The 16,910-nt window shown below is 65.4% G+C and carries 12 protein-coding genes; 3 read left to right on the top strand and 9 right to left on the bottom strand.

The features are described from left to right. The 3 genes from U1769_RS08270 to U1769_RS08260 are packed head-to-tail and all read right to left on the bottom strand — an operon-like array spanning position 1 to position 5,308. Positions 1-915 (bottom strand): TauD/TfdA dioxygenase family protein, encoded by a 915-nt coding sequence (locus tag U1769_RS08270; RefSeq protein ID WP_332714606.1) that lies wholly within the window; start codon positions 913-915, stop codon positions 1-3. Between the two features lie 56 nt (positions 916-971). Continuing rightward, positions 972-2,363: an MFS transporter gene (locus U1769_RS08265; RefSeq protein ID WP_332714604.1), complete on the bottom strand. Its 1,392-nt coding sequence runs from the start codon at positions 2,361-2,363 to the stop codon at positions 972-974. A 23-nt stretch (positions 2,364-2,386) separates the two neighbouring features. Then, a complete protein-coding gene (locus U1769_RS08260; RefSeq protein WP_332714602.1) occupies positions 2,387-5,308 on the bottom strand; it encodes a TonB-dependent receptor domain-containing protein in 2,922 nt (973 codons plus the stop codon). Between the two features lie 281 nt (positions 5,309-5,589). Between U1769_RS08260 and U1769_RS08255 the strand changes: the two genes are divergently transcribed. The 3 genes from U1769_RS08255 (at position 5,590) to U1769_RS08245 (ending at position 9,820) form a co-directional block, all read left to right on the top strand. Further along, complete coding sequence (locus U1769_RS08255; RefSeq protein ID WP_332714601.1) at positions 5,590-6,102, top strand: MarR family winged helix-turn-helix transcriptional regulator; 513 nt, start codon at positions 5,590-5,592, stop codon at positions 6,100-6,102. Between the two features lie 167 nt (positions 6,103-6,269). Then, a complete protein-coding gene (locus U1769_RS08250; RefSeq protein WP_332714600.1) occupies positions 6,270-7,406 on the top strand; it encodes a nucleoside hydrolase in 1,137 nt (378 codons plus the stop codon). Positions 7,407-7,543: 137 nt separating this feature from the next. Then, a complete protein-coding gene (locus tag U1769_RS08245; RefSeq protein WP_332714599.1) occupies positions 7,544-9,820 on the top strand; it encodes a TonB-dependent receptor in 2,277 nt (758 codons plus the stop codon). A gap of 123 nt (positions 9,821-9,943) precedes the next feature. On the opposite strand, the gene U1769_RS08240 is transcribed toward U1769_RS08245, so the two are convergent. From U1769_RS08240 to U1769_RS08215, 6 genes are all read right to left on the bottom strand, one after another. Beyond that, positions 9,944-10,393 (bottom strand): DUF2846 domain-containing protein, encoded by a 450-nt coding sequence (locus U1769_RS08240; RefSeq protein ID WP_332714598.1) that lies wholly within the window; start codon positions 10,391-10,393, stop codon positions 9,944-9,946. Between the two features lie 10 nt (positions 10,394-10,403). After that, positions 10,404-11,093 carry a hypothetical protein gene (locus U1769_RS08235; RefSeq protein ID WP_332714594.1) on the bottom strand — a complete coding sequence of 230 codons (690 nt, stop codon included), beginning with the start codon at positions 11,091-11,093 and terminating at the stop codon, positions 10,404-10,406. 85 nt (positions 11,094-11,178) lie between these two features. Further along, a complete protein-coding gene (locus U1769_RS08230) occupies positions 11,179-11,781 on the bottom strand; it encodes an ATP-binding cassette domain-containing protein (RefSeq protein WP_332714591.1) in 603 nt (200 codons plus the stop codon). Continuing rightward, positions 11,771-12,460 carry a molybdate ABC transporter permease subunit gene (gene modB / locus U1769_RS08225; protein ID WP_332714589.1) on the bottom strand — a complete coding sequence of 230 codons (690 nt, stop codon included), beginning with the start codon at positions 12,458-12,460 and terminating at the stop codon, positions 11,771-11,773. Before modB ends, U1769_RS08230 begins: the two co-directional genes overlap by 11 nt. Before the next feature lie 3 nt (positions 12,461-12,463). After that, complete coding sequence (gene modA / locus U1769_RS08220) at positions 12,464-13,225, bottom strand: molybdate ABC transporter substrate-binding protein (protein WP_332714587.1); 762 nt, start codon at positions 13,223-13,225, stop codon at positions 12,464-12,466. A 103-nt stretch (positions 13,226-13,328) separates the two neighbouring features. Next, positions 13,329-16,673: a trifunctional glycoside hydrolase family 18/polysaccharide deacetylase/glycosyltransferase family 2 protein gene (locus U1769_RS08215; protein WP_332714586.1), complete on the bottom strand. Its 3,345-nt coding sequence runs from the start codon at positions 16,671-16,673 to the stop codon at positions 13,329-13,331. Positions 16,674-16,910: the final 237 nt, after the last annotated feature.

The following is a 16,910-nucleotide window of genomic DNA, read 5'->3' as shown; positions in this document are numbered from 1 at the left end:
TCAGGCCGGCTGGCCCATCGAGGAACGGAAATATTCGCCGAACGGATCGTCGGCATGATCCGGCGCGGCGCCTTCGCGAACGGTCGTGCGGCGCATGTCGCGACGCTCGTTGAGCACGTCAAAATCGCCACCGCGATGCATCGACGTCAGATTGTCCCAGATCACCATGTCGCCCGGATTCCACTTCACCGAGAAGGTGTATTCCGGCTGAGTCGCGAAGGCGAGCAGTTCCTGGATCAATGCCTGTCCCTCGTCGCGCGGCATGCCCACCACGTCCAGCGCATGGCTGGCGATGTAGAGCGCCTTGCGGCCAGTCGACTTCTGTTCGAGCACGAGCGGCTGGCGTGCCTTCGGCCGGGCGTCGATCTCCTCCTCCGTAAGCGGGAAACCGGCGAGCCGGCGCGACTGCCACAGCGTGTGCTCGAGTTCGAGCCCTTCGATCCGCGCCTTCATCGCATCGGGCAGGTCGTCATAGGCAGACCGGGTGTCGGCGAACCACGTCTCGCCGCCTTTTGACGGCACTTCATAAGCGAGCAGCAGCGAATAGGAGGAGCGCATCTCCATGAAGGAGGAATCGGTATGCCACAGCCGATCGCCCTTCTTGTGAAGGATCAGATTCTCGTCCTGCAGGATCTCGCCGGTCGGCGTGAGATTGCCGGCATCGAACAATTCGGCATGAGTGAAGCGGCGCGGACGGCCGTTCACGACCGGAGCACGCTCGAGATGGCCGAAGATACGGCTGAAAGCGATGTGGCTTTCATCGTTGAGGCCGGTGTTGCGATACACGCAGATGCCCCATTTATCCATCGTATCGACGATCTCCTTGCGCGTCGCCGCGTCGAGCGGCTTGCTCAGGTCGACGCCGGATACCTCAGCGCCGAAGCGCGGGAGAATGGGCTTTACGGTCAGTGCCATGATCAACTCCTTCGAATATGCCCCGCCGCCGGGCCGGTTGACGCGGCTGATGTGGATCAGGTCAGAACGGCTTCCGCCTCGAGCGCCGCCGTCCGGGCGCGCCGCTTGAGAAACAGGCGTCCCAACAGCACCAGCGCGATGGCGCAGACGGCGGGAGCCGTGGCGAGCAGGACGAACAGGTGGCGCGGCGGCAGGTTCGCGGCCAGCAGATAGCCGCCGAGCAACGGGGCGGCGATCGACCCGACCTTGGCGATCGACGTCGCCCAGCCGGCGCCGTTTCCGCGGATCGCACTCGGATAGAAGAGCCCCGCGATGCTGTGCATGCCGAAATGGGCCCCGCCGATCATCGTCATGCTCAGGATCGACAGCACGGCGAATCCCGGCTTGGCGATGTCGGCCAACCCCATCAGCAGCAGCAACGGCACGGCGAGCAACGGGAACAGAGCGATCGCGATCGGCCCCATGCGATCGGTGAAGCGCATCAGCGCCAGCCCGGCGAGCGCCCCGCCGATGGACGTGACCGAGGCGACATAGGCTGCTTCGGTTCGGGTGAAACCGACTTCCTCGAACAGGATCGGGCCCCAGCTCGTCTTGAAATAGATCGCCAGCGAGCTGCCGATATAGGCAAGCCAGAGCAGTGGCGTGATCGTCTTCAGCGGTCCCTCGAACAGGCTGGAGAGGCTGAAGCCCTGATCGCCGGCCGCCTTTTTCTCGTCCGAGGTAGTAAAGTCGTCAGCAGCGGTGGCGCCGAGCCCGGGTTCGATCGCGTTGAGCGAGCTTGCGATCTGATCGGGCGAGCGGCCCTTCACGGCCAGGAAACGCGCGGATTCGGGCAGCAGGTAGAGCAGTAGCACGACCAGCGGCATGGTGACGAGGCCGCTCAGCAGGAACACCGAATGCCAGCCCCAGTGCGGCGCCACCCACACGGTGAATGGCCCGGCAATCGCCCCGCCCAGCGTGTAGCCCATCATGATGACCGTCACGACCGTGGCGCGGAAACGGGCGGGCACGAATTCGATGTTGAGCGCCCAGGCGAGCGGCATCAGCCCGCCAAGCGCGATCCCGTTGAGGAAACGAAGCGCCATCAGCGCCTCGATCGATCCGGCAAAGGCGAGCGCCATGCTGGAAAGGCCGAAGGCGAAGACCGACAGGATGATCGTCGGACGGCGGCCGATCCGGTCGCCGAGCCAGCCGAAGCCAAGCCCGCCGACCATCGCGCCGACCGTGCCGCAGCCGAACAACTGGCCCAGCTCGACCGTCCCGATTCCGAAATCGTGCCGCACATAGGGCGCCAGGAAGGACAGGACGAGCATGTCGAACCCGTCGAACAAGGTGATGATCCAGGAAATGACCACCAGACGGATGACGAAACCGTTCATCCGCTGGCGCTCGATCACCTGCGCTACGTCGATCCTGCGCGGGGTATCCTGTCGTTGATCGAGCGCCATGTGTTGTCTCCGATCCGCTTCGCTCAGCCCCCGAAGCTGACGCGCACACCGACCTTGAATGCCCGACCGACCGGGTCGAACAGGATCTGGTTGGTGCCGCCCGACGGGCCCGGGATCGATGGCGGATCTCTATCAAGCACATTGTTGACGGTGCCGAACAGTTCGAAGCCGCGACCATCGGTGACCGGAATGGTCACGCGCGCGGTGAGGTCCAGATAGAAGCGGCTCGGCACGCGGTTGTTGTCGACGCTGGTCGGCAAGGTGACCGCATAGCCGTCCTGATCCGGGCCGACGAAATTGGTCCAATAGAGGTCCGACGGGATATACTTGCCGTGGCCGGTCAGCTGGTAATTGCCGATGCTCCAGGTCAACAGCCCGTCGATCACATAATCGGGCATTCCCGGAATGGTGCCGGTACGCCAGCCGGTCTGCCCGGCCCGGTTCACGGGCCCGACGGAGTCGACCGTGGTCAGTTCGTCGGTGATGTTGGCAAGAACCTGGGCATTGAGGCTGCCAAGCGAGCCGAGCGGCTGGCGATACTGCAGCTCGATGTCGTAACCGCTTGTCCGCAGTTGGTTCGCATTGAGATACACGTCCTCGACCTGAAGGATGGTGTTGCCGTTCGCCGGATCGCGGGTGATCTGCGCGCAGAACTCGGTCACGCCCTGATAGCAGCGATTGACCAGCGTCTGGGCGCCGAGCGTGCTGATCGCGTTCAGCACCTTGATGTTGTAATAATCGACTGAAGCCCGGAAGCGACCGAGGAAGCCGCCGCGCGGCGCGAGCACCGCGCCCACGGTCCAGCTGTCAGCCGTCTCCACCGACAAGTTGGGATTCGATCCAGTGATCACCGTCGGATTTGTCTGGAGCCCGTTATTGGCCGGATCCGACAGGCCGATGGTCCGCCGGGTACGGGCGCCGACGAGTTCCGAAAGGTTCGGCGCGCGGATATCGCGCGACCGGGTGCCGCGGAAGCGAATGCCCTGGATCGGCTCATAGACCGCACCGACCTTCCAGGTCGTGACGGCGCCGCTCGTGCTGTAATCGGTGCGGCGGATCGCGCCGTTCAGGTCGAGCAGATGGCCGACCGCTGAATCCTTGAAGATCGGCACGGCGATTTCGCCATAAGCTTCCTTGACGTCGACATGGCCGGCCAGCGCGGAGCCATTGAGCGTCCAGAAACCGTTGACCATGGAAACCGGATCGGTCGTGCCGACGATCTCGTCGCGGCGATATTCAGCGCCCACGGCGACCGTGACCGGTCCGGCCGGCAGTTCGAAGACCGAACCGCGCAGATCGAGCGCGGCCACATGCTGCGTGTTGTCGGTCTTCTGGAAGCCGTTGCCCGTAATATAGGCCGCGGCGCGCGGATCGTAGTTGCCTTCGCCGAACGGATTGAACGGCACGCAATTCGGGTCGTCATTGGTGGTGCTCGCATCGGCGTTCACCCGGCAGACGATCTGACCACCCGACCGCACCGCATCGACCGCGCGCGGCAGGTTGGCGAGGTTGATCGCGTTGTAGGTCCGCTGATGGAAGGTCGTCTTGCCGTACTGGTAGAAGCCCTCGAGCGTCCAGTTGTCGCTGAGCTTCGCTTCGAGACCGAGCACACCGCGATAGGTGGTCGTCTCCGTTTCGGCATAGGCCGGCCCGAGATCGAATCCGGCACGGCCGAGGATAAACGATGCCACGCCATTGGCATCCATCTGTGCCGCGACGGAGGCGGGAATGAACGGGTTGTCGCGCTTGATGCGCCCCATCAGCGTCGCGTTGTAATCACGCATGACGTTCGAGACGACAGTGCCGCGGACCCGGCCGTAAGAGAAATCGGCATTGAGCGTGACGCGGTCGCTGATGTCGGCGGTCAGCGCTGCATAGGTCGAGATACGGTCGACCGGCACCTTCAGCTTGAACGGCGCGATGAAAGCGTTGCGGCCGGCACCTTCGCCGCCGAGCATGAACAGCGGCCCCACCAGCGTCCCATATTGGAACGGCGCCGGCGTACCGTTGGCGAGAAACTGGGTGCCGCGCAGCGGATCAGTCGCGGTGGTGCCGATCACGGCGCCGGCGGCGTTGTAGGAACGGTTGATGAGGCCGCCCGGAGTCATCGTCGAAGTGTTGACCCCGGCGATGATCAGGTTGGCCGGCAGCCCTCCCGCACCCGGCGCGGTGTTACCCAGGATCAGCGTCTGGTTCGCGCACCACGAGCGCGAATAACAATCGCCCAGGCCCTCGAGCTTCTCATATTCGCCGGCGACGACGAGATGGACGCCATTGGCGATCTGCTTGCCGCCGGACAGGCCGACGAACAGGTTGCCGTCATCGCCGCGCTGCGAGACGCCGCCGACGAGTTCGGCATGGAGGCCGGTCTTCTTGCGATCGAGCACGAAATTGACCACGCCGGCGACGGCATCCGAACCATAGGCAGCCGAAGCACCACCAGTCACGATGTCAGTGCGGCGCACGATCGACGAGGGGATGAGGTTGACGTCGACCGCGCCCTGCGACGTGCTGGGCACGAAGCGGCGACCATCGACCAGCACCAGGGTGCGCTGCGGCTCAAGACCGCGCAGATCGAGCAGGCGCGCACCCACGCCCCCGCCGACGAGATTGGCCTGCTGCCCCGGGCCGCTGGTCGAGCGGAAGCTGGGGAGCTGGGCAAGCGCTTCGCCGACATTGGTGATGGAGAGGGCATCGAGGCGCTCGGAGCCGATCGCAGTGACCGGCGTCGGGGAGGTGAAATTGGCGCCGAGACGCGTGCCGGTGACGACGATATCGCCCTCGGGAGCGGCGTCGGCAGGTGCTTCGTCCCGCACCGGAGTCTCGGCAGCCTGGGCGGCGTCGGGTGCGGTTTGGGCGGCAGCCGAGCCGGCGCCTCCAACCAGGGCGAGCGCCATCGCGCTCGAGCCCATCAACGCAACCAGATTCCCGGAAACTCGCAACATCAATTTATCTCCCCAATAAAGTTGGAACATTCTCCGTGCCCCTTGACGAGCGGGCTTATGTATCATGAGACATAGTTGGTCAATACGGTTGCGCCGGGCCGACCGGCTCCCCTAGACTGGACTGGCATAAGCTCGCACGATCAACGAGATGGGCACGCGCGAGTGTGCCATATGATCATGATCAAAAGATGAGCGGGCCGGGCGCGCCATTATAATAAGGTCCACCGCGCCTGGCGCGGTGGGACAAAAATCGGCGTCATCGTCGAAGATCAGGAGGGGGCGTGGAAGATTGTGTTCGCCAGACAGGCGACCAGTTCGAGCAATGGTCGAGCCGCTATCGCGATTTCTTCGCGCCGGGCTCGCGCGAGGACGTGGAATTTCGGGTGACGCGTAAACTGGTGCTGACCGCGCGCCGCTGGACCGCGGTATCGGGGGAGCGGATCAAGGCGGCGACCGGCCAGACGCGTCCGCGGTGGCAGATTTTGCTGTCGCTCGCCTTTGCCGGCGTGACGGTGACGACGTCGGAGCTATCGCATCGACTCGGCATCAGCTGGCCGCCACTGATTCGCACGCTGAACGGGCTTGAGGCCGACGGGCTGATTCGCCGTGTTGGGAATCCGGCCGACGGGCGCTCGCGGCTGATCGAGATCACCGAGGCAGGCTATGAGGTTGCCCTTCAAGTTCAGCCCGTCCTGGCGCAGGTCCGAGCCGAGGTGCTGGCAAGCCTTGGCGACGATGATCTCAACCTGACCACCGCGCTCCTGGACTCGATCCTCAGCGGTGCGACGCGCTGACCGGCGGCATCTCCCTCCGACCTCGATCCGGCTGGGACGATGCCGCACGTCATTCGCCCGTTCCGACGCGTTGACGCTCGCCCCAAGGACGGCAATGCTGGGGTCTGGAAAGTGCCGCAGAGCACTGGGCCGGGAGAAACATCGACACTCTCATCAGGGGCTTGCCCGTGCGTCGTTTCGTCATCCTTTTCCGTCTGCTCGTCCCCGCCCTCTCGCTCCTGCTTGCCGCGCCGGCATCGGCTCAGGCCGTCGCCGCGCCGCTCGCGAAGCGCCTCGTCCTGATCGATGACGACCTGATCGGGCTGAACGGCGTGCCGGTGTTGCTGCTGCAATCCCCGGATGTCGAAGTGCTCGGCATCACGACCACCAGCGGCTCGGTCTGGCGCGACACCGCCACCGCTTATGCTTTGCGTACGCTGGAAATCCTCGATCGCCGCGACATCCCTGTCGTGCCGGGCGCGACCTTTCCGCTGGTCAACAGCCAGGAAGCGACGAAGCGCTGGGAGGCGCTGTACGGACGCCTCGTCTTCAAGGGCCCGTGGACCGATTATTGGCCGGGCGACACGGTTCAGGCGCATCCCGGCAACGCGTCGCCCGAGGTCGTGCCAAGCCTGCCGATGGGCAATCCGACAACCAGGGCGTCGAACGAGATTGCCGCCGCCTTCCTCGTCCGCATGGTACGCGCGCATCCCGGCCAGATCACGCTGTTCGCAACCGGCCCGATGACCAACATCGCCATCGCGCAGAGCCTCGATCCCAGCTTCGCGGCCAATGTGAAGGAACTGATCTATATGGGCGGCAGCCTGCTGCCCCGGCAGACGCTGACCGGCCCGTCCGCCGAACAGTTCGCCCGCGAATTCGTCAACACGCCGCGCCGCGAGTTCAACATCCGCTGGGATCCCGAGGCGGCGAAGATCGTCGCGCACGCGCCGTGGCCGAAGATCACCATGGTGCCGGTCGATCCCTCCACCGGCACGCAATGGACGCGCGAACTCCTGACGAGCCTGAAGAGCGCCGGCACGCCGCTGACCGACATGCTGCAGACGGCGCTCGAGCCGGGCTATCCGATGTGGGACGAGATCGCGGCGATGGTGTGGCTCGCGCCGGAAATCGTGACCCGGTCCGACACGCTCTATGTCGATTTCGAAACGAGCCAGACCGCGGCTTACGGCGACACCTTGTCCTGGGCTGAGCCCTGGCGGCCGAACCTCGGCGAACAGGCGCAGCGCGTCATCATGACGGTCGATCGGGCGCGGATGGAGGCGGCGATGCGGGCGCTTTACCGGCGTCCTGTGCGACATTGACGCAACGGTCGGTGCAAGAAGTGCAAGCGTCGTCGCAGACCGCTTGATGCGCATGACGGCCATGTTACGATTTGGCGTGAATTCCGGGACTCACGGAATCACTGCGGGAGGGATGTCGTACCCATAGGGGGATGCCCATGAAGTCCATGTCCGTTCGTTCGACCGCCCTGCTCCGCGCCGTCTCCGGCGCGTCACTGCTCGCGCTGGCGCTGACCGCCGCTCCGGCCATGGCCGAGAGCGCCCCTGCGGACGAACCCGTCCAGGCAGGCCAGGACACGGAAGGCCTGTCCGACATCATCGTCACCGCGACGCGCCGCGAGGAATCGAGCAAGGACGTGCCGATCGCCGTGACCGCCATCTCGGGCGAGAAGCTCGACGTGCTCAATTCGAGCGGCCAGGATGTTCGCTTCCTGTCTTCGCGCACGCCCAGCCTGCAAATCGAATCCTCTTTCGGCCGCACATTCCCGCGCTTCTACATCCGCGGTCTCGGCAACACCGATTTCGATCCGAACGCTGCGCAGCCAGTGTCGGTCGTCTATGACGATGTCGCCCTCGAAAGCCCGATGCTGAAATCCTTCCCGGTCTTCGATCTGGCCAGCGTCCAGGTGCTGCGCGGGCCGCAAGGCACGTTGTTCGGCCGCAATACGCCCGCCGGCGTGGTCAAACTCGACTCGACCAAGCCCGGTGAGGTCTATTCCGGCTATGCCAGTGCGTCCTGGGCGACCTACAATTCGGTGAACCTGGAAGCAGCGGCCGGCGGCCCCCTTGGCGGCGGCTTCTCCTTCCGCCTGTCGGGCTTGCTGCAGCGTCGCGACGATTGGGTGACCAACACCTCGACCACCGGCGTCGCCGACAAGAAGCTCGAAGGCTATCGCGACATGGCGGCCCGTTTCCAGCTCGCCTATTCGAGCGGGGACTTCAACGCGCTGTTCAACATCCATGGCCGCGATTTAGCGGGCACGCCCCGCATCTTCCGTGCCGGCCTGTTCCAGCAAGGCAGCAACAAATTCTCGCCCGGCTTCGACAAGGACGAGGTCGCGATCGACGGCTATACCAGCCAGTCGCTCAACCAGTGGGGCACCAACCTTAAGCTCGACTATCATTTCGCTGGCGTCGGCACGCTTTATTCCGTGACCGCGTTCGAAAAGGCGAATGTCGAAAGCACTGGTGATATCGACGGCGGCAACGCCTATGTCTTCCCGGCCCTCGGCCTGAACAACGCGCTCTTCCCGTCGAACACCGGCGGCACTACCCAGCCGCGGGAATTCAGCCAGGAGCTGCGCTTCGCGACCGAAAATTTCGGCGGCTTCAGCGCCCAGGCCGGCGCTTATTATTTCCGCCAGAAACTGCGCTATCACGAATATAATTATGTCTTCCCCGCGAGCGGCTTCCAGCAGGCGGACAACAACCAGGATATCTTCCACGACAACAGCAACAAGAATTATGGCTTCTTCGCCTCGGTCGAATACAAGGCGACCGATGCCCTGACGCTGCGCGCCGGCGGCCGCTATTCGCATGACAGGCGCGACGACCGCATCTCGGGCTTTTCGCCCAACATATTCCCGCCAACCCCGGCGCTGCCGGCGCGTCTGAAGGTAAGCGACGGCGACTTCACCTGGGATCTGAGCGCGACCTACGCGGTAAGCCCCGAAGTCAATCTCTATGCCCGCGTGGCAACGGGATATCAGGGCCCGGCGATCCAGGATCGCGTCACCTTTGGCAGCGTTCAGACCAGCGCCAAGAAGCAGACGACAATCTCTGGCGAAGGCGGCATCAAGGGCGCTCTGCTCGATAACACGGTCCGCTTCGCGCTCGATGCCTATTGGTCGCGCACGAACGACCTGCAGCTTACCGCGGTCGGCGGCGGCAGCAATTCCGCGCGATTGCTCAATGCCGATCACGCCATCGGTTATGGCGTTGAGGCGGAGTTCGAGGCCCGGCCGGTCCCGCAACTGATCCTGACGGCAAGCGGTAGCTATAACTTTACCGAAATCCGCGATCCGTCGATCGGCGTTGGCCCTTGCGGGTCGCTCTGCACCGTCATCGATCCGATCGTCGGGGGTCTGGCAAAGATCGACGGCAACGATCTGCCCCAGGCACCGCGCTGGGTCGCCAACGTCACCGCGCGCTACGGCGTGCCGGTCGGCAATGGCGAACTCTATGCCTATACCGACTGGGCCTATCGCAGCACGATCAACTATTTCCTCTACGAGGCGCTCGAATTCCGCGGGCGCGCCCTGCTCGAAGGCGGTCTCAAGGTCGCCTACAAGATGGACAGCGGCCTGGAAGTCGGCGTGTTCGCGCGCAACATCACCAACCAGATCCGCAGCATTAGCGCGATCGACTTCAACAACCTGACCGGCATGATCAACGAGCCGCGCATCATCGGCGGTGAGGCGAAGTTCAGCTTCTGAACGGCCGCCCCGCGATTGGCCGTCTGGTAACAAGAGAGCCGCCGTCCGGCATCCGGACGGCGGCTCTTTCGTGTCACACGACCTCGACCGGTCGGGCCCGGTAGTATGTGGGTCGCCCCAGCCTCAGTCGCCCTTGGGTTTCCACAGGTTCATGCCCTTCGCCTTCTTGGCGAATTCCGCACGATCCGACGGCGATAGATTCGGGCGGCCGGCAACGACACCCATGCCAATCTTGCACTTCACATAATAGGTCTCGCCGGGCTCGATCTCGAGATTGAGCACATCCTTGTTCTCGGCTTCGGTGTTGTACGCGTGTTTGCCCGGCTCGGCATTGTGGACCCAATATTTGCCCGAACCGAGCCGCGCGATCTCGGCGGCGCCTTCATGCACCGTGCAGCCGAGCGCCGCCCCCATCAGCGATCCCGGGCGATAGAAGATGATCTGGCCCTTGCCTGCCTCGGCCGCCGGAATCGGCCCTGACTTGGTTACCAGCGGCGCATCCTGCGCGATTGCCGACATAGGCGTCAGCGACAATGCGCCGAGGAGCAGAAGCGAAGCGACCCGAAATTTCATCATGGCATCCTTACTTTGGCTGAACTGGAACCGGCACGGCCTTAGCGGTCTCCGGCGAAACGGAACTGACGGCCGCTATTGGCGCGGCTTCGGCCGTTGGAGCGACGCACATGGGCGTCGGCTCGGTACGGACATCCACCGGGGACATCAGCCGCGCATGACCCGGCGCACCGGGCAAAATGATGGATTCGCCGCCACTCACGAACATCAGGGGTGCTGCGATCGCACCACCTGCGATGAAAGCAGCCGCAATCACACCCGAATTGTCGGTACCGGTCGCGCCCAAGCGGAAACCGCGTAACGTGATGTGGAGCCCGCCGCAGTCGAGATAACGCGCCGCGAGAATCAATTCGCCCGCCTTCCCCATTGCCCGTGCCTTGGCGGCATGGACGACCTGGCCCTGCCCGGTAGTTCCAGCAGGTACGACGATCCTGCCGTCGACCATGATGGCCGACCGCAGGCGAATGGGAAACATCTCGTCGATCTTGCTGGTCTTGGAACTCAGCGCGCCGGCGATCTCCAGATCCACGGGCGTGTTGGCCGGAATCCTCACATAGCCTTGCGACGGCCCTGGATCGGCAGGCGCGACCACTGCGCTTGCGACCACTGGCTGCTGTGCAGGAGCGACCTCTTGCGCGAGAACAAGAGCCGGCATGCTGCCCACCACAATTGCGAACATCGTCCGCGCTGATCTGTTCATGGCACCCCCCGGTATCGCCGTTGTGGCGCAGTCGCGCGCCCATCGCAAGTACCTTAACAGCAGGGTCAAATTCTTTACAGTTCAGTTACATGCGGACGATCTGCGTGCCGATCCGCTCGGCCTCCTCGGGATCGTGCGTCACCATCAGGATCGGGAGCCCGAGCCCGTCGCGGATATGCTCGATCGCGCGCATCACTTCCTCGCGACGCGGGCGGTCGAGCGACGAGAGCGGCTCGTCGAGCAACAGGAAGCGTGGCGCGCGGAGCAGCGCGCGGCCGATCGCCACCCGGCGCGCTTCGCCGCCCGACAGGGTGCGCGGCCAGCGACCGAGCAGATGGCCGATGCCGAGGAAGTCGGTCTCACCATCAATCGCCGTTCCCTCGCGCGCTCCGTACAGCAGGTTGGCGCGCACCGTCAGATGCGGAAAGAGCCGAGGTTCCTGGAAGACATAGCCGACATGCCGGCGCTCGGGCGGCAGATCGATCCCCGCTACCGCATCGAACAGCGTCTCGCCATCGACGCGGACATGGCCGCTATCGGGCTCCAGAAGCCCCGCAACCATGTTGAGCACGCTCGTCTTGCCCACGCCGGACGGGCCGAACAACACCGTCGCTCCCTCGCCCGCGGTGAAGGCCGCGGCAATCTCGGCATCGCCAAGCCGTTTCGTCACGGCGACGTCAAAGGACATGAAGCCCCCTTCCCGCCCGCCGCGCGAGCAGTTCCGAGACGATCAGCGCAGCGAACGAAAGCGCGACGGAAATGGCGGACAGGCGCCACACCATCGCCTCGCCGCCCGGCTGCTGGAGCGCCGAATAAATCGCCAGCGGCAGGGTCTGGGTCTGGCCCGGCACGTTCGAGACAAAGGTGATGGTCGCGCCGAACTCGCCGATCGAGCGCGCGAACCCAAGCACTGCGCCGGCGAGGATGCCGGGTACGCTCAGCGGCAGCGTGATCGTGCGAAACACCCTGCCCGGCCCCGCGCCGAGCGTCCGCGCCGCGCCCTCGAGCCGGCGATCGACCGCCTCGATCGACAGGCGCATGGCGCGCACCATCAGCGGCAGTGCCATCACCCCCGCCGCGATCGCAGCACCAGTCCAGCGGAACAGCACCGACACGCCAAACCAGCCCACCAGCCAGCCGCCAATCGGCCCATTTGGAGCAAAGGCGAGCAGCAACAGCCAGCCTGTGACAACCGGCGGGACGACCAGCGGCAGATGGACGATGGCGTCCAGCAGGATCTTGCCCGGGAAGCGCCAGCGCGCGAGCGCCCAGGCCAGCGCAAAGGCGATCGGCAGGGTCACCAGCATCGCAACCGCCCCGACCTTCAGCGACAGGCCGATGATAACCCATTCTTCGGGCGCGAGCATCCTCTAGCGCGCCGAGAAACCGAAGCGGACGAAGATCGCCTTGCCCTCCCGCGAGAGAAGGAAACGGCGGAAAGCCTCCCCTTCCGGATTGGTCGACGCCTTCAGCCGGGCGATCGGGTAGGTGATCGGTGGATGGCTCCCGACGGGAAAAACGCCCGCGATCCGGACCTTCGCCGAAGCCCGCGCGTCGGTCGCATAGACGATGCCGAGCGGCGCCGCCTCGCGTTCGACCAGCGCGAGCGCGGCCCGGACATTCTCGGCGCGCACGACATGCGGGCTCACCGCGGCCCAGACGCCGAGCTTCTCCAGCGCGGCCTTGCCATATTTGCCGGCCGGCACGCTCTCCGTGTCGGCCATGGCCAGCGGCCCCGCGCCGAGCACGCGGGCGAGCGGCCCGGCCTTGAGCGGGATCGCGACCCGGTTCGCTTTGAGGGCGACCACCACCAGGCGATTGCCGAGAAAGGGCGCGCGGGTGCCCGGCACGATGAGACCCTGCGCGGCCAGAGCGTCCATCCAGGCCTCATCGGCCGAGACGAACAGGTCGGCGGCGCCACCCGCCTCGATCTGACGCGCAAGCGCAGACGAAGCCGCAAAGGAGATGACCGGCTTGGGATGGCCGTGGCGCGCCCAGGTATCGGCGGCCGCCGTCATCGATTCCTGGAGCGACGCGGCCGCCAGCACCAGCGGGGCGCGGGCGGGCGCCGCGGCGGCCGGTGAAGCGACCAGCACCAGCAACGACGCCAATATCCTGACAAGCAATCCCATCGACTCCGGCGCCTCCTCGGTGATGTCTCCCCTATAGCTCAGCGCCCGCGCCGCACCATCGGCTCAGTGGCCAGAGGAAATCATCAGTTCCGGATGTCCCCGCTCAGACGCTGACCCGTCCGGTACGAGCCAGCTTGCCCCAGCCGACCCGCGGGCCGCGCAGGGCCTGGGCAATGGCCTTGAGCACGACATAATACATCACCTGGCGATACCCGATGCGCTGCGGGATCAACAGCCACAGCAGGCGCCATTTCTCGCGGCGCTCCAGCGCGAAGGCGATGACGGCGGAGAGCAGATCGATGGCAGTGAAGACGAGCCAGTAAATCAGCATCTTTTCGACATCATGCTGGGTCTGCGCCCAACCATGCGCCTCGATCGCGAACCAGGTCGTGATGAAGCTGAGGATCAGCGCAAGATCGATGATCGGCGAGATCGCCGCCAGCACGATCTGGAAGACGATCGCCTGGGGCAGGCCCACCCGGGCCAGGCCGCGCGGCTTGCCTTGAATCATCACCGCTCGGTGCTTCCACAGGCATTGCAGCGTGCCGTACGCCCAGCGGAAACGTTGCTTGGCGAGGCCGGCGAAGCTTTCCGGGCTCTCGGTCCAGGCCACCGCATATTGATCATAGGCGACCTTCCAGCCGGCGCGCTGGATCGCGATGGTCAAATCCTGGTCCTCGGCGAGCGTATCGTCCGGGTAGCCGCCGACGCTGCGGATCGCCGAGAGACGCCAGGCGCCGACCGCGCCGGGCACCACGGTCATCGCGTCGAGCCGCGCGAGCGCGCGGCGTTCGAGGTTCTGCGCGGTGATATATTCGAGCGCCTGCCATTTCGTGACGAGATTGACGCGGTTGCCGACTTTGGCATTGCCCGCGACCGCGCCGAGCGTAGGATCGACGAACCAGCGCGAGAGCCGGGCGATGGTGACGGGCTCGAACTGGGTGTCGGCGTCCAGCGCGATGACGATCTCACCCGTCGCCAGTTCGAGCCCGGCATTGAGCGCGCGAGCCTTGCCGCCATTGACCAGCGTCAGCAGGCGGACGCGCGGTTCGTCGGCGAAAGCCTCCGTCACCACAGCGCTGGTGCGGTCGCTGGAGCCGTCGTCGATGACGATCACCTCGATCCGCACGTCGACACTGGCGAGCACACCGTGGACGGCGCGCACGATCACCGTTTCCTCGTTGAAGGCGGGGATCATCACCGTGACGAAGCGGCTGGGGTCGATTGTGGGGAAGATCGTCCGCGCCTCGCGCCGCGCCTGGATCAGCGCCAGCGCGGACAAGGTGATGGCGCGGGCGATGCCGATCGAGATGGCAAACAGGAATATCCACCCCAATGCAGTGATGGTCGCGCCGATAGCGCCGAAGATGAACAGGTCGGTCTCCGCCACCGCACGATCTCCCTCCGAAATCACCGGCATGGCAACGTCGCGGGGAATGCCGGCCAGGGTCGAGACGGGGACGAAGCGATAGCCTTTCGCGCGCAGCGTCGCGATGATGACGGGCAGCGCCGCGACCGTCTGCGCCCGGTTTCCGCCCGCATCATGGAGCAGGACGATATTGCCGCTGCGCTCGGGATTGGACGCCTCCACCCCGGCGACCGTCTGATCGATGATCGCCTGCACGCCCGGACGCTTCCAGTCGCCAGGATCGACGTGCAGCCCGACCGAGGTGTAGCCGCGGTTCTGTGCCTGGAGCGCAGGCTCGATCTCGTCCGCGGTAGTGGGCTCGGCATCGCCGAAATAGGGCGCGCGGAACAGGCGGAGCGAGCGACCGGTAAAGGCCTGGAACAGCCGCTGCGTGGTGTTGAGCTGGAAGCCGGTCTCGCTGTCGGTCGATCCGGCAAGATTGGGATGGGTATAAGTATGGCTGCCGACCTCATGGCCCTCACGCACCATGCGCTCGAGCAGTGGTCGCTGAGTCAGCGCGTTCTCGCCGATGATGAAGAAGGTCGCGGGGACGTGTTCGCGCTTCAGGATATCGAGGATGCGCGGCGTCCAGTCCGGATCGGGGCCGTCGTCGAAGGTCAGCGCCACCTCGCCCGGCCGATAACCGGTCCGGGCGACGATATAGGGCGATGGCAGCCGTGCAAAATCGACTGAAGCGAGGGATCCGTCTTTGGCCGCGGCGGTATGACGAACGCCGGCAACGGGCACGCCGGCAATCTTCAGGATCTCGCCGTTGCCCTCGATATCGACATCGGTGCCGGCCGGGATGGCGTCGATCGCTGACGGCGCGGGCAAGTGGCGGTGAGTCCGGCCGAAGATCGCCCAAAGCCCCGGATCCTCCGCGCCCAGCCGCCACACCGCGACCGCGCCGATGCCGGCCCGCGCCAGAAAGCGCATCTGGTTATAGGCGGAGGCCGCGTCGAGCATCCATACCACATGGCGGCTGGTGCCGTCCTGATAGGCGAAACCGCTATTGCCGCTGGCGCGATCGAACACCGGCATGGCGCTCGATTCCCGCGCCGCCTGCCAGCCCTCATCGACCGCGAGCGGATCACCGCCGCCGTCATGCCAGTCATAACCGTAATTGCCGATCGCCACGACCAGCTTGGCTGGCGCCACGCCCTGCGCAGCACGCGCCACGGCCTGCTCGAACCATGCCTGAGAAGCGATCGGCCCGGATTCCCCGCTCAGTTCATGCTCGTCATACGCCATCAGGAACACGCGATCGACGATCGCGGCATAGGCCTTCACGTCCCAGCCGGAATCCTCGCCGACCGGCACCGCGATCGCCACGATCCAGCCATGGCGGCCGAAGCGCGCCCGCGCCTCGCGCAGGAAGGTGCGGTAATCGGCCTGCGCCGCCGGCGACAATCCCTCGAAATCGAAGAACACGCCGCCGGCCTGGTTTGCTGCGAGCCACGGCTCCAGCCGATCGAGCAGCGCCCGGCGCTGCTTCGGGCTGTCGAGCAGCGCCCCCATGCCCCGGCCGTCCCATTTTCCCTCAGCCGCATTCTGGATCATCGGCAGCAACAACGGGCGGTGCGATGCGCGGTTGATGATCGCCCGCCCCGCCTGATCGCGAAACACGGTGATGTGGTGGTCGGCCCCGGTGATCGACACCCAGCCGGGGATCAGCCAGTCGAGATCCTCGATATGCCGCCGGAGCGACGCGGCGCTGGATTCGTCCCATGGCACGTGGAAACCGATGGCAAGCGCCGCATTGTCGCGCACGCCGCGGGGGGCCGCGCCGGTGATGAGCCGGGCGAGATGATGAAAACGGTGGCCTGCACGCTTCAGCAACGGCTCGTGCGGCGGTGGCAGGCGGGTGAGCGCTGGGTGTTCGGCATCGACCGGCAACAGCGGCGCGCGGGGCACCGCCCCGATCGAGATGGCGAGCGCGGCGACGGAAAGCAGCACGATCGCCACGAACGCTCCGACCGCGAACGCAAAGCGCCGCCGGCGACGGCCGGAGGCATCGTAAAAGATCGGCGAAAGGCTCATGCGAGCGCGGCGGTCCTGGCGGTCATGGCGCGCCTTATGCCGCGCCGCGCATGGCGTGCGGCGTTCGGTTGGATGACAAATTTTTCATCCGGGCGTTGCTCACGGAGCACATCCCGCACGCCGTGTTCCTCACACCAGACCCGCAACTATTTAGCGCTGGAAGCCGGAAATGCGTGGACAAGCGCGATCGATACCATAAAACGCTTTCTAGCATAGCCGCGCACTGCGGCTCGGCCG

Origin of the sequence: Parasphingomonas zepuensis, from assembly GCF_036663735.1 — a bacterium.
In the GTDB taxonomy this organism is placed as follows: domain Bacteria; phylum Pseudomonadota; class Alphaproteobacteria; order Sphingomonadales; family Sphingomonadaceae; genus Sphingomonas.
Note: the sequence above shows the minus strand (reverse complement) of the source record. Positions and strands in the feature narration are given on the sequence as shown.

Excerpts from the sequence above, each read along its gene's own strand:
- U1769_RS08270 (WP_332714606.1), bottom strand. The coding sequence starts at position 915 with ATGGCACTGACCGTAAAGCCCATTCTCCCGCGCTTCGGCGCTGAGGTA.
- U1769_RS08265 (WP_332714604.1), bottom strand. The coding sequence starts at position 2,363 with ATGGCGCTCGATCAACGACAGGATACCCCGCGCAGGATCGACGTAGCG.
- U1769_RS08260 (WP_332714602.1), bottom strand. The coding sequence starts at position 5,308 with ATGTTGCGAGTTTCCGGGAATCTGGTTGCGTTGATGGGCTCGAGCGCG.
- U1769_RS08245 (WP_332714599.1), top strand. The coding sequence starts at position 7,544 with ATGAAGTCCATGTCCGTTCGTTCGACCGCCCTGCTCCGCGCCGTCTCC.
- U1769_RS08240 (WP_332714598.1), bottom strand. The coding sequence starts at position 10,393 with ATGAAATTTCGGGTCGCTTCGCTTCTGCTCCTCGGCGCATTGTCGCTG.
- U1769_RS08235 (WP_332714594.1), bottom strand. The coding sequence starts at position 11,093 with ATGAACAGATCAGCGCGGACGATGTTCGCAATTGTGGTGGGCAGCATG.
- U1769_RS08230 (WP_332714591.1), bottom strand. The coding sequence starts at position 11,781 with ATGTCCTTTGACGTCGCCGTGACGAAACGGCTTGGCGATGCCGAGATT.
- modB (WP_332714589.1), bottom strand. The coding sequence starts at position 12,460 with ATGCTCGCGCCCGAAGAATGGGTTATCATCGGCCTGTCGCTGAAGGTC.
- modA (WP_332714587.1), bottom strand. The coding sequence starts at position 13,225 with ATGGGATTGCTTGTCAGGATATTGGCGTCGTTGCTGGTGCTGGTCGCT.
- U1769_RS08215 (WP_332714586.1), bottom strand. The coding sequence starts at position 16,673 with ATGAGCCTTTCGCCGATCTTTTACGATGCCTCCGGCCGTCGCCGGCGG.